This is a genomic window from Sporofaciens sp. St.21A7 (assembly GCF_059728535.1).
This window is the reverse complement of sequence record NZ_BAAGFN010000001.1, coordinates 1,577,671-1,590,449: the sequence shown is the minus strand read 5'-3', so window position 1 is coordinate 1,590,449 and position 12,779 is coordinate 1,577,671. Positions and strand designations below refer to the sequence as shown.

General features: G+C 45.9%; 10 protein-coding genes. 1 reads left to right on the top strand and 9 read right to left on the bottom strand.

Features of this window, described 5'->3' with window-relative positions; genetic code table 11:
• Positions 1 to 53: 53 nt before the first annotated feature.
• From AC6I3O_RS07945 to ald, 8 genes are all read right to left on the bottom strand, one after another.
• Positions 54 to 470 (bottom strand): endosialidase, encoded by a 417-nt coding sequence (locus AC6I3O_RS07945; RefSeq protein ID WP_497850411.1) that lies wholly within the window; start codon positions 468 to 470, stop codon positions 54 to 56.
• A gap of 39 nt (positions 471 to 509) precedes the next feature.
• A complete protein-coding gene (locus AC6I3O_RS07940; protein WP_497850410.1) occupies positions 510 to 2,966 on the bottom strand; it encodes an ATP-dependent Clp protease ATP-binding subunit in 2,457 nt (818 codons plus the stop codon).
• A 26-nt stretch (positions 2,967 to 2,992) separates the two neighbouring features.
• The gene (locus AC6I3O_RS07935) at positions 2,993 to 3,367 is read right to left on the bottom strand and encodes a GntR family transcriptional regulator (protein ID WP_497850409.1); all 375 of its coding nucleotides are present in this window, start codon (positions 3,365 to 3,367) and stop codon (positions 2,993 to 2,995) included.
• A gap of 82 nt (positions 3,368 to 3,449) precedes the next feature.
• On the bottom strand, positions 3,450 to 4,379 hold the full coding sequence (locus tag AC6I3O_RS07930; RefSeq protein WP_497850408.1) for a glycosyltransferase family 2 protein: 930 nt from the start codon (positions 4,377 to 4,379) through the stop codon (positions 3,450 to 3,452).
• On the bottom strand, positions 4,372 to 6,189 hold the full coding sequence (locus AC6I3O_RS07925) for a hypothetical protein (protein ID WP_497850407.1): 1,818 nt from the start codon (positions 6,187 to 6,189) through the stop codon (positions 4,372 to 4,374). Before AC6I3O_RS07925 ends, AC6I3O_RS07930 begins: the two co-directional genes overlap by 8 nt.
• A 5-nt stretch (positions 6,190 to 6,194) precedes the next feature.
• Positions 6,195 to 7,382 (bottom strand): Y-family DNA polymerase, encoded by a 1,188-nt coding sequence (locus AC6I3O_RS07920; RefSeq protein WP_497850406.1) that lies wholly within the window; start codon positions 7,380 to 7,382, stop codon positions 6,195 to 6,197.
• 35 nt (positions 7,383 to 7,417) lie between these two features.
• Positions 7,418 to 9,016 (bottom strand): RNA/DNA-binding domain-containing protein, encoded by a 1,599-nt coding sequence (locus AC6I3O_RS07915; RefSeq protein ID WP_497850405.1) that lies wholly within the window; start codon positions 9,014 to 9,016, stop codon positions 7,418 to 7,420.
• Between the two features lie 189 nt (positions 9,017 to 9,205).
• The gene (gene ald, locus AC6I3O_RS07910; RefSeq protein ID WP_497850404.1) at positions 9,206 to 10,327 is read right to left on the bottom strand and encodes an alanine dehydrogenase; all 1,122 of its coding nucleotides are present in this window, start codon (positions 10,325 to 10,327) and stop codon (positions 9,206 to 9,208) included.
• A gap of 271 nt (positions 10,328 to 10,598) precedes the next feature.
• Here ald and AC6I3O_RS07905 point away from each other — a divergent pair, with 271 nt between their 5' ends.
• Positions 10,599 to 11,456: a MurR/RpiR family transcriptional regulator gene (locus AC6I3O_RS07905; protein ID WP_497850403.1), complete on the top strand. Its 858-nt coding sequence runs from the start codon at positions 10,599 to 10,601 to the stop codon at positions 11,454 to 11,456.
• A gap of 46 nt (positions 11,457 to 11,502) precedes the next feature.
• Here AC6I3O_RS07905 and purD read toward each other — a convergent pair whose 3' ends face one another.
• Positions 11,503 to 12,774 (bottom strand): phosphoribosylamine--glycine ligase, encoded by a 1,272-nt coding sequence (gene purD, locus AC6I3O_RS07900; RefSeq protein ID WP_497850402.1) that lies wholly within the window; start codon positions 12,772 to 12,774, stop codon positions 11,503 to 11,505.
• Positions 12,775 to 12,779: the final 5 nt, after the last annotated feature.

The following is a 12,779-nucleotide window of genomic DNA, read 5'->3' as shown; positions in this document are numbered from 1 at the left end:
ACTCCTTTTATGCCTAAAAAAGGAGCCGCTTTTTGCAGCCCCTCTTATTGAAATTATGATTTTCTGACTACCTTCACTTCCACGCTGCGCTCCGGCTCAAGTTCTGCGCTGACGCTCAGCTTTCCGCTCAAATTCGTCTTCATGACCCCAACGTTGATCCCGTCCATATACACCTCGTATTCGCTGTCTGCCCCAAGTTCCAGCGTAAACTGTGCATCCTTCGTCCCGGACACCTTGAAAGAAACCGTATCTTCGTCTGCCTGAAAATTCTCTACAGCGGTTCCCGGAACCGACTCATATACAAACATGCCGTTCTTCTCCAACTTGGTAATCTCAGCAAAAGTCTTCACCTTGTAAATGTCGCCCTGAAAATCATATCCGTCAAGCTTCGTCTTGCTTGCCAGCGTATAATCTCCAAAGCTTAGGGTGCCGTCTCCTTCAGTCCTTAACAATTCTTTCACTGCTGCCATATTTATCTCTCCTCCTGAGGTTCTTCTTTTGTACCCCTATTATATCTCAATTTCGTCTGGATTTGTAGTCTTTGGTATAAATTTTATTTCTTTTTTAGACAGTCCTACCACCACTTCCGAATCCCTTAAAACCTCTCCGTTCAGGATTGCTTCCGCAAGCCCGTCTTCTAACTGGTTCTGCACTGCGCGGCGCAGCGGGCGGGCGCCGTACTTCTGGTCCGTACCTGTCTCCACAATATGTTTCTTTACCGAATCGCGTATGGCAAGGCGGATTCCAAGCTGCTCTTCTGCCCGGGCAGTAAATTCCTTGCACAACAGGCCCACGATTTTCTTCATCTGTTCTGCATTCAGCGGGTGGAATACCAGAATCTCGTCAATCCGATTCAAAAATTCCGGACGGAAAATCAGTTTAATCTCCTTCATGACATTTCCCTTCATCCGCTTATAGTCTCCTGCCACGTCTTCTTTGACGTTGAAGCCTAGTTTCTTAGGGTCGATAATGGTCTGTGCGCCGGCATTGCTGGTCATGATGATGACGGTATTACGGAAATCTACCTTCCTCCCCTGAGAATCCGTAATATGCCCGTCGTCCAATACCTGCAGCAGGATATTGAAAACGTCCGGATGTGCCTTCTCGATTTCGTCGAAAAGAATCACCGAGTAGGGCCTTCTTCTCACCCGCTCGCTTAACTGCCCGCCGTCGTCATGTCCGATGTATCCCGGAGGCGCCCCAATCATCTTGGCGACGCTGTGTTTCTCCATGTACTCCGACATGTCTACCCTTATCATGGACTCCTCATTTCCGAAGAGGGCTTCCGCCAGCGCCTTAGAAAGCTCCGTCTTTCCGACGCCGGTAGGGCCAAGGAACAGGAAGGAGCCGATGGGGCGTTTCGGGTCTTTCAGTCCCACCCTTCCCCGCTTGATTGCCTTCGCAACTGCGGTAACAGCCTCGTCCTGCCCGATCACCCGCTGATGGAGCACTTTTTCTAACTTGTTAAGCCTTACGCTCTCCGTCTCGGCAAGCCTTTGCACCGGGATCTTCGTCCACTGGGACACGACTTCTGCAATGTCTTCCTCTGCGACGGAAAGCTGCCGTTCCTGATTCTTCTTGTGGAAACGTTTCTTTACCTGAGAGAGCTTCTTCTCTGCCGCTTCCTGCTCCTTATGGATGCGGGCTGCCTCCGGAATATCTCCGCCTCGGATTGCCTCCTCTAACGCCGCGGTCAATTCCTCCACTTCCGCTTCCATCCCGGCGATATTGTCCGGAACCTTGAATCCCCGCAGGCTTACCTTGGAACATGCCTCGTCCAGTACGTCGATTGCCTTATCGGGCAGGAAACGGTCGTTCACGTAACGGCTCGCCAGTTTTACGGCAGCCTCTAACGCAGTCTCTTCAATCTCTACGCGGTGGTGGTCTTCATATCTCTTTTTCAGCCCTTTCAGGATGTCAAGGCAGTGTTCTTCGGTCGGTTCTTCCACAGTGACCGGCTGGAACCTGCGTTCCAACGCCGCGTCTTTTTCCAGATATTTCCGGTATTCTGTGATGGTCGTAGCGCCGATTAGCTGTACCTCACCTCTGGCAAGGGATGGTTTCATGATATTGGATGCGTTAATCGCCCCTTCTGCACCTCCCGCGCCGATGATGGTATGCACCTCGTCCAGAAACAGAATGACGTTCCCGGCGGACTTCACTTCCTGCAGCAGGCGCTTCATCCGCTCTTCAAATTCACCCCGGTATTTGGATCCGGCAATCATCCCGGCCAAGTCCATGGTCAGGATGCGCTTATCCTTCATCCCTTCCGGCACGTTCCCGGCGGCAATCCGGGACGCAAGCCCTTCAATCACGGCCGTCTTCCCGACTCCCGGCTCCCCTACAAGACAGGGGTTATTCTTGGTTCTTCTGCTCAGCACTTGAATCAAGCGGTTGATTTCCGACTCCCTTCCGATGACCGGGTCAAGCCGCCCTTCTTCTGCCTGTGCAGTCAGGTCGGTTCCGAACTGCTCTAACATCCCTTCCCGTTTCCTGCCGCCGCCCGTAAGCATCTCATCCTGATATTCCTTGGGATCGCCCCCGAGGACAGAGAAGATGTCCTGATAGATTTTCTGCATATTGATATTCAGGGTCAGCAGTATCCGGGTCGCCACACAGTCGGGGTCCCTGAGAAGGGCAAGGAGCATATGCTCTGTCCCTATCTTGTCTGACCGGAAATGAGCTGCCTCTGCCATGCTTTCTTCCAGAATGTACGTAAGCCTGGGGCTCGTCTCCGGGTGGCGCGCCACAGCCGTCTCTCCTACCGGGCATACCAGTTCGTCCACGACTTTGCGGATGCTCTCTTCGTCTACCCCGTTCATGCCAAGCACCTGGCCTGCAACGCCGGTATAGACTTCCCGAAGCCCTAAGAGCAGGTGCTCCGTCCCCACGTAGGGATGGTTGAGCTTCCTTGCCGTATCCCTCGCTATCTTCAATACCTTGTTCGCCTGTTCCGTATAATTCATGAATGTCCTTTCCTTTCCTTGTTCTGTTATACCTTACCATATTCCTCATAGATTTCGTCTACGAGGGCATGCACTTCTTCTTTAGAAATATTCTTGCACCTTCCTCTTGCCAGCAGTACGCGGAGCTGTTCTTTCATCTCCAGCAGCGCTCTTGCCTTGTCCATGTCGATTGCTATGACTGCTCCTCTTCTCCGGTCTAGCTGTATGAATCCCTCCTGCTTTAGGATGGAGTATGCCTTGTTCACAGTATGCATGTTGATTCCTACCGTATTGGCAAGCTGCCGGACAGAGGGCAGGGAGTCTCCTTCCTGAATCAGGTTCATGGCGATTCCCATGATAATCTGGTTCTGGAGCTGGATGTAGAGGGCTTCATCACTGTTAAAATCGATTTCTATCAGCATTGGTATCACCTATTCTTCTATGTCTGATTTATGTCTGCTTCTTTTGTTCTAGGCATACTATAACATAAAAAGAAAGAGCTTTCTACTCTTTCTTTTCACTTTTTAATTGATTCAAGAACAATTCATACAATTGACGATGTTTTTTTACAACGACATGGAGTATCAGACCGCATATCCACATTAATATCCCTATCGTAGCCAATACACCCGATACAATCAAGGTCGGAAATCGAAACACGTATCCCGTTGCAAAATATTCCAGCAATACTGGCAAAAATAAACCCAAAGCCGCAAGGTTACACACTGCAGATACAACCGAAAAAAATACTAACGGCTTATAATCCCGAAATAACGTAGCGATTGTCTTTAGAACTTTTATCCCGTCACTCACGGTATTCAGTTTCGATTCACTGCCCTCCGACCTATCTCTGTAACAGACCGCCATTTCTTCTAACAAAAAATTCTTATCCAGGGCATGAATCGTCATTTCCGTTTCGATTTCAAATCCTTTTGATAAGATAGGAAAACTTTTCACAAATAGATAACTGAAGGCTCTATATCCTGTCATAATATCCTTTATATTACTGTGAAACAGCCAATTTATCAAATTCCTGACGATCCGGTTGCCAAAATTATGAAACCGTCTTTTGTTCTCTGTAAAATACGTAGAAGACAAACGATCCCCAATCACCATATCTACGCCTTTCTTTAAGACAAGTTCTACCATTTCAGGCGCGGATTCAGCAGGATAGGTATCGTCCCCATCGACCATCAGATAGCACTGTGCATCTATGTCCCGAAACATACTCCTTATCACATTCCCTTTTCCCTGCCTGTATTCATATCTGACGATCGCCCCGGCTTCTTTTGCTTTTTTGTCCGTTCCGTCGGTAGAATTGTTATCATATACATAAATGGCCGCTTCCGGCAATATATTCTTAAAATCTTTAATTACTTTTTCGATTGTTACACCTTCATTGTAACATGGTATGATTACAGCAATTTTATCCATTCTCTCTCCTATACTTTGTTGGACGAAGTCCGCCTGCCCGTAGGGCATGCATTACGGGGTGCCCTTGGGTATACTTTGTTGGACGAAGTCCGCCTGCCCGTAGGGCATGCATTACGGGGTGCCCTTGAATATACTTTAACGGACAATGAAATTCTTTGATTATAAGGACGCTCTGATATATCGACAAATATTTTGCAATTTGGATTAACGGGTACGCCCCGGCAAGATACATATAAATAAAAGGTTCCATATCTTTCGCAAACCAGCTTGTAAATAAATCGACCGCAGCGATATACAAAATTGCAGACATAAGGACTCCTAAAACGAATAACCACATCTCCAAATGATTTCTATTATGAAATAAAAATATCGTCATAAATAGGAATCCAACGGCTGCTATAATGCTGACAAGCGGACTTACTTTTTGATAGACGCTAAATATCGCACCGACAATCTTTTCAATCACATAATTTGACGAAGAAACCGGATCTTTTACGATCGCCCCATTCTCATGAACCACATCAGGATACACCGTGAAACTATGAAAAAGCGCCTCCCAGCATCTGATTGAGTAGACGTCGCCCGTACTTAAACTCTCCTCACATATCTTTGGCATTGAGCATTGATATGTGGCAATCCCTTTTAGATATTTCACAAAGTCCTTTAGATATTTTCCATTTTCTATATATTCATCCTGTACCTGAACACAACTTAAATGTATCCGGTCATCTCCGTCTAACAATCCGTCTTCAAAAGCCTTATCCAGCTCTTTTGTGATCTGCCCGCAGAAATCATTCATTACCCTTGCGTCTACAAAATATCCTGCCTCATTTAATGCAGAACGAACGACCCACATTGGCAAATCTCCACGCATATCCTCACCGGTACCGTCACTCCAGCTATTTTGTTGATTCAGCATCTCTTTCTCAATCGATTTTAATGTTGGGCTAACATCCATTGCTTTTCTGATTGCATGATTCGAGCACCACACGTCTAACGGAGCGTCGTCTTCTATCACATACAGCCGCTTCATCATTTCGGCAAATTCAGAATTTGTCCGTTCGCTTGTCACAAATTCTTTATAGCAAAAATAGTTTACGGTACACAACCCAAGGGTGACAAATGCAAGCGAAAATAACGGAAGCAAGACCAACAGCCCCCTTTTCACCACTTCTTTTGTTATACGCCTGTTTTTATAGATGATACAACCGATTGTAACAAACAGCACTACGCAGACAAAGGGCAGAATCCATAGGGAATCATCCCTGATATAATAAAAACAAGGCAAACAAAATGCACCGCCGATTGCCCATTTTTTGAAACTATCTTCATTCCTTCTTAGAAAAACAGCAATCACACATGAAAAAACCAAGATAGTGCCATATGGTACTACTGCCGGTTGATAGGTTCTCTGGGCAATCAAATAATCAAATCCTGCCGGGGAATATATCATCAATAAATAAATCACCGCTTTTCCTTTCAGTGAAGGTATTAATTTATCGACCGCCTTTATAAAAACATAAGCAGAAATGATGTTCAGTAATCCCAGTCCGATAGAATAGGGAAGCGACAGCCAATGGCAGATCGCAACAAAAAACGGATAGGAAATGCTTTTGATCAGTGTTGTATGGGAATATCTCCCCAACCATTTAAAATCAGAAATATAAACCGCATGATTATACATTAATTGATCGTCATACGCTTGCTCTGTAAAATACGCCACCGGAATCTTCCAAGATAAAAACAGCCTGAAAACGGTCGCCAATAGCAAAATCCATAAAATGATTTGTTTGTTTTTATTGATTTTCAAAAAATTCATCTCCCTCTTGTAACAATCCCTTCCCCGTATTTCATACGCACTTTCTCTAATGCCTGGTCGAGCATTCTCGTCTTCTCCCTCTTAGGGTCATACCGAAACTGTGGGTCAAAAATCGTCATCTGTTCCGGCTCATCTTCCTCCGCCAATTTAGAACTGCGTATCCCTAACAGCCGGATTGGATTCTTGTCCCAAAGTTCCCGGAACAACTGGACTGCTTCCTCATAAATCTCCTCGTCCCGGTTCGTCCCTCTATCAAGCTGTTTCTGATGGGAAACACTCTCAAAATTATAGTATTTAATCTCTACGCTCAGCATCTTTGCCTTCTGTCCGGCATCACGGAGCCGCCTGCCTACGCTGGCGGCAAGCATTTTCAATACTTCCTTTGCCTCCTCCTCCGTAGCGGCATCCTTGGAAAGAGTGATAGAATTGCCGATTCCTTTCGCTTCCGCAGGTTCCGGCTCTACCACCGCATCGCCGATGCCATTGGCAAACTCCCACAGCCGCCTTCCGTGGCTCTTTAGATGCAGTTCCAGAAGTTTTGGCTCCATACGGGCAAGTTCCCCGATTGTGAATATTCCCAGCTTCCGCAAGATCTCCACGCTGGAATTACCGGCCATATAAAGCTCTGCCACAGGTAACGGCCACATTTTCACCGGTATCTCCTCCGGAAACAAGGTATGTACTTTATTGGGCTTTTCAAAATCCGAGGCCATCTTTGCCAAGAGTTTATTACTGGAAATGCCCACATTTACCGTGAACCCAAATCTTCGGTATACCTCGTTCTTGATTTCCATAGCGCCTTCTACCGGAGAATGATAATCCTTCACATTTTCGGAAAAATCCATATAACACTCGTCCACACTTACCTGTTCTATGACCGGGGTATAGCTTTGCAGAAATTCCATCAGCCTGTCGCTGTACCTCCTGTACAGCTTGTGGTCAGGCGGCGCAGTCACAAGACTAGGGCATTTGCGGAACGCATTGGCCACCGGCTCGCCTGTGTGGATGCCGTATTTCTTTGCCGGAATGGACTTCGCCAGCACAACGCCGTGCCTTGTCTTCTGGTCGCCGCCGATAATTGCGGGAATCTGACGCAGATCTCGCTTCTTACCATTCTTTAATTCCTCTACTGCCGTCCAACTAAGATATGCAGAATTCACATCTATGTGGAAAATTACGGACATGCAGACCACCTCCAATATGTCTATCTTTTTTCTCCCTATGCGAATCGATATTTTCCTTTTCCTTGACCTGTCACTGTAACTATAATCTCCATATCATCCCTCATTTTCATCAGTATTGCTCTGGCTGTTGAATCCGAACATCCCAATATTTCCTTAATTTCGGCAGCCCCAAATACCTGCTCCTTTTCTAAGGCATCGTATATCTTTAAAATGTTATTTCGCGTCGGTTCGCTATATCTTTGATTTTCAACCGCCGATTTTATAATCTCAATCGCCGATTTTTCTATTCCAATCGCCGACTTTTCTATCTCCACCGCCGATTTTTCTGCCTCAACCGCCGGATTTTCTGCCTCAATCGCCGATTTTTCTAAAAATGCAGGATGAATTGGTATCCTGATACGCATTGCTCTTCTTTCTTCATCTGTAAAAAATTCTGCTCTTGGCGAACCGTTCCTTTTCAGCTCCTCTTGAATTGTCGGTATCCCGGTAGAATGACCTTCCGATAACTCTAATTCCTTTAAAAATTCTCCCAGTCTTCGATTCCGATAATATCTTGACACAAATCTTTTTCCTTCAGCTATGGTTTTCTCCGAAATCGATCTGTCAATTCCCGGAAAGTTCATAATATTTACACAATCAGGCTCTATCTCTATTGTCACTGGTTCGCAGGACATATAGTCTCTATGATAAAATGCATTGACCACAGCTTCTTCAATCGCCTGATATGGATAGTTCACAATTCTAAGCGCCTCCATCTGCCCATGAATTTTTATGACTTTCTCCCGAATAAATATATTTCTAAACCGCTCCATTGTTCCTTTTATCATCTGTGGAACCGACCCTGTAATATTCGGGAAATCCTCACTCAAACTAGGATTTTCTACACTTCCCTTTGGAAATGAAGTCATTTGCACATAAGTATATCGAAAGAACTTTTCCGGATAGTCACAGAACATCATCAATGCAACATTTTGAATATATCTTTGCTCCAAAGGTCCTTCCAATAACTGTAAATCTTCCAATATAGCTTCTACTCCCCGTTCCCTGACTTGTCTAGATAATTTACTTCCTGTCTTGCGCAAATGGTCTTCTAACAGAATCGGTGAAATATCATCAAATGTTGCCTTATGATTAGCCCTGCAATCGAACGGCGTCTGGTCTGCCATGTTAATAAGCTCTCTTTCCTGCTCCTGATTGGCTTTTACCGAATTGGTCAGATAACGAATATAATAATTATATTTCTTACCCTTTTTACTTGTAACGTACTCTGGTACTTTATAAGGTCTTTGCTGTCCTGCCCTCGCAACAATAATTAATATCCATTTCCCATCCACCTGCGTCGTACTTACCTTAGGGAAATATGTTGGAGCCATAGAATTATTATATCCTAGCATTTCCTTCTGTATCTTATCTAATTCATTTTCCGGTATTCCCTGTACTGGTCTTTGCGCAACGCCATTCTTTTCAGCAACACCAATAATAATATATCCACCGCCTTTGTTGTTATAATCATTGGCAAATGCACATACACTGCGATAAATATCATCCGGGTTCCAGCCTGACTTGAATTCAATACGGTCTGATTCTATTTTTTCCCTTTTGAGCAAATCTTCAATACTTATTTCAAGTTCCATGATAGTCTCCCATTCCATCTTGCTTTATACGATTTAATGCCTATATTTTAACATTTTTATGGAAAAAATAAACATATCACGGCAAAAATTTTCGGGCATATCCGAAAATGGTTTTCTGGTCTGCAAAAAAACCACCTTTCAAATATGCCCGAACATTAGATTGACACATTTATCATATACCGTTCAACATCAGCAACCTGCTGCACTTTTCACATCCACGTACTCATACCCTTCAAAACTATCCGCCACATTCTTGCAGGTCAGCTTTCCGTCGTATGTGTTAATCGCGGAATAAATCACCTCGTTCTCCTTACAAGCCTGTTCAAGTCCCTTGCCGGCGATTTGCAGCCCGTAACTCAAAGTAGCATTGGTTAACGCAATCGTAGACGTCCGCGGAACTGCGCCCGGCATATTGCCGACACAATAATGGACAATGCCGTCTACAATATAAATCGGGTCGTCATGGTAAGTCATCCGCGTCGTCTCGCCGCACCCGCCCTGGTCAACGGCAACATCCACAAACACCGCGCCCGGCTTCATCTCTTTTAAATATTTTTTCTTGAATAGCTTAGGCGCAGCCTTCCCCGGAATCAGGACAGACCCGATTACAAGGTCAGCCTCTTTCACGGACTTCTCAATGTTGGCGTCGTTGGATGCAAGAGTCTGAATCCTTGCCCCGAAAATATCGTCCAGATATGCAAGCCTCTGGAGATTCACGTCTAGAATCGTTACATTCGCCCCCATGCCCACTGCAATCTTACAGGCATTGGTTCCCACAGAACCTCCCCCAAGGATGACCACATTCGCCTTAGGCGTTCCCGGTACACCCGCAAGGAGTACCCCTTCCCCGCCGTAGATTTTCTCAAGGTACTTCGCGCCTTCCTGTACGCTGAGACGTCCGGCAATCTGGCTCATAGGCGCAAGAAGGGGGAGACTGCCGTTTCTATCCATCAAAGTCTCATAAGCAACACCCTTCACCTTAGAGGCAAGGAGGGCGTCTGTCTGCGGACGGTCTGCAGCAAGGTGCAGATAGGTATATAAAATCAGCCCCTCATGGAACAACGGATACTCGTCCGGAAGCGGTTCCTTGACCTTGACCATCATCTCTACCGTATCCCATACTTCTTTCGCCGTATCAAGCATTGTCGCGCCCGCCGCTTCATACTCTGCGTCCGTAAATCCGGAACCGTTACCGGCTCCCTTCTCAATATAAACTTCGTGCCCTGCATTCACATAACTCTTCACATTGTCGGGTATCATCCCTACCCGGAACTCATTGTTCTTAATCTCCCTGACACTTCCAACCTTCATCTTCCTTGACCTCCATACCATAATAATGTATCCGAACATTTCATTTGGGATGAATAATATTATTCATATATACATCATTATGAATAATATTATTCTTTTTTCTTTTCAATAATACTACCACAAGTCCTTACATTATTCAATAAAAGTTATTTTTTTCACAGAATTATTTAATTATACTTCAAAATTTAAAATTGTATCTACAATTTTTCTTGCATATTTTCTTCATTCATGCTTAAATCATTATATGACATGAAAACTTCGGAGGTACTCTATGAGCGAACTGAGCGAATTAATTCATAATGCCAATCTGACAAAGACCCAGAAAATGATAGCCAAATATATCCTGGATCATTCCGCCGACGCCTGTTTTATGACGTCTACCGAGATTGCCTTGAAGCTGAACGTCAGCGAATCCTCGGTCATCAGGTTCAGCAGGTCTTTAGGTTTTAGCGGGTTCATGGATTTTCAGAAGATGCTGCGCAAGGAATATCAGGACAAGGTTCTCAGCATATCCAACACGATTACCGTGCCTGCCCAGCGGGTTGCCAAACGGGCGAAGCTTGAACGTAATTCAGACTACATCAACCGGCATTTTAAGAACGCTATCCAAAATCTGGAAACCTTATTTACCACCAATACATTAGACGCATTTGAGGAGGCCGCCGACGTCATCGTTGCAGGAAAGCGTAAGTACATCGCTGCTTCCCGGGGCAACGCCTGCCTTGGAGACTTTTTTCTCCTGTACCTGAAACATATCCTGCCCCATGTGACCTGCACCAACACGGCTGCCCTAAGCCCCATTGACCATATGTGCAACATTACGAAAGACGACTGCCTGGTTGTTTTCAGTTTTCCGCGGTATTCTTCCTTAGACCGGGTGACGACGGAGATGGCCAAAGAAGCAGGGGCAAGAATCGTCGTGATTACAGATAAACCAAGCGCCTTGCTTGCACAGTATGCGACGGTACTGATTACGGTTCCGGTTGACAGCAATGCATTTTTTAATTCTTTAATCGGCCCACAGTTTGTGGCCGAGATATTGCTTGATACCATCAGCCATAAGGTAAATGGGATTGAGAAGCGGTTGAAGAAGATAGATAAATATCTGGATAAATTAGGGATATACTAACCGAAAAATAGGGGACGCCGGTAATTTCCGGCATCCCCTTAATTCTTTACGCCTCATCAATCGCCTTCCCGATATCATGACGCATATATTTATTGTCAAATTTTACCCACTCCGTCGCCGCATACGCATTAGCTCTGGCTTCTTTCAGATCTTTGCCTTTTGCCGTAACGCCAAGCACACGCCCGCCGTTGGTCACAATCTGCTCTCCCTCAAATTTCGTCCCCGCATGGAAACAGTAATATCCCTCTTGCTTCTTGAATTCCTCAAGCCCGGTAATCGGGAGCCCCTTGTCATAAGCCAACGGATAACCGTCGCTTGCAAGAACCACGCATACCGCTGCATTGTCCTCGAACTCAAGGTCAATCTGGTCAAGCGTCCCGTCAATACATGCCTCCGCCACTTCGATGATATCATTCTTCATCCTCGGCAGGACGACCTGAGCCTCCGGGTCTCCGAACCTTGCATTATATTCCAGCACCTTAGGACCTTCCTCCGTCAGCATCAGCCCGAAGAAAATCACGCCCTTAAAGGGCCTTCCCTCTGCCTTCATCGCATCTACGGTTGCCTGATAAATATATTTGTTACAGAAATCTTCCACTTCTTCCGTATAGAACGGGCTTGGAGAAAATGTCCCCATCCCCCCGGTGTTAAGGCCTTTATCCCCATCTTTCGCACGCTTATGGTCCTGTGCAGAGGCCATAGTCTTGATGGTATTCCCATCCACGAAGGACAGCACGGACACCTCCCGCCCCGTCATGAATTCTTCGATTACCATCTCGTTTCCCGCATCCCCGAACTTCTTGTCCAGCATGATGGTCCTAACGCCCTCCTTCGCTTCTTCCAGCGTGTTACAAATCAGGACGCCTTTTCCAAGAGCCAGCCCGTCAGCTTTGAGTACGATAGGGAATTTTGCCGTCTCAAGATATGCAAGCGCCTTATCTGCATCGGTAAAATTCTCGTATGCCGCCGTTGGAATCCCGTATTTTTTCATCAGGTCTTTGGAAAATGCTTTCGAGCCCTCCAAAACCGCCGCATTCTTCCTTGGGCCAAATGTACGGATTCCTGCCGCCTCTAACTCGTCTACCAGCCCGCCTACCAACGGGTCGTCCATGCCTACGATTACAAGCTCTACTTCCTTTTCCTTTGCAAACGCTACGATTTTATCAAATTCCATGGCGCCGATAGGAGCACATTCGGCATACTCCGCAATCCCGGCATTCCCAGGCGTACAGTAAATCTTATCTGCCTTCTCGCTCTTCGCCGCACAATAGGCAATCGCATGTTCCCTGCCGCCGCTGCCGACAATCAACACATTCATCTTCT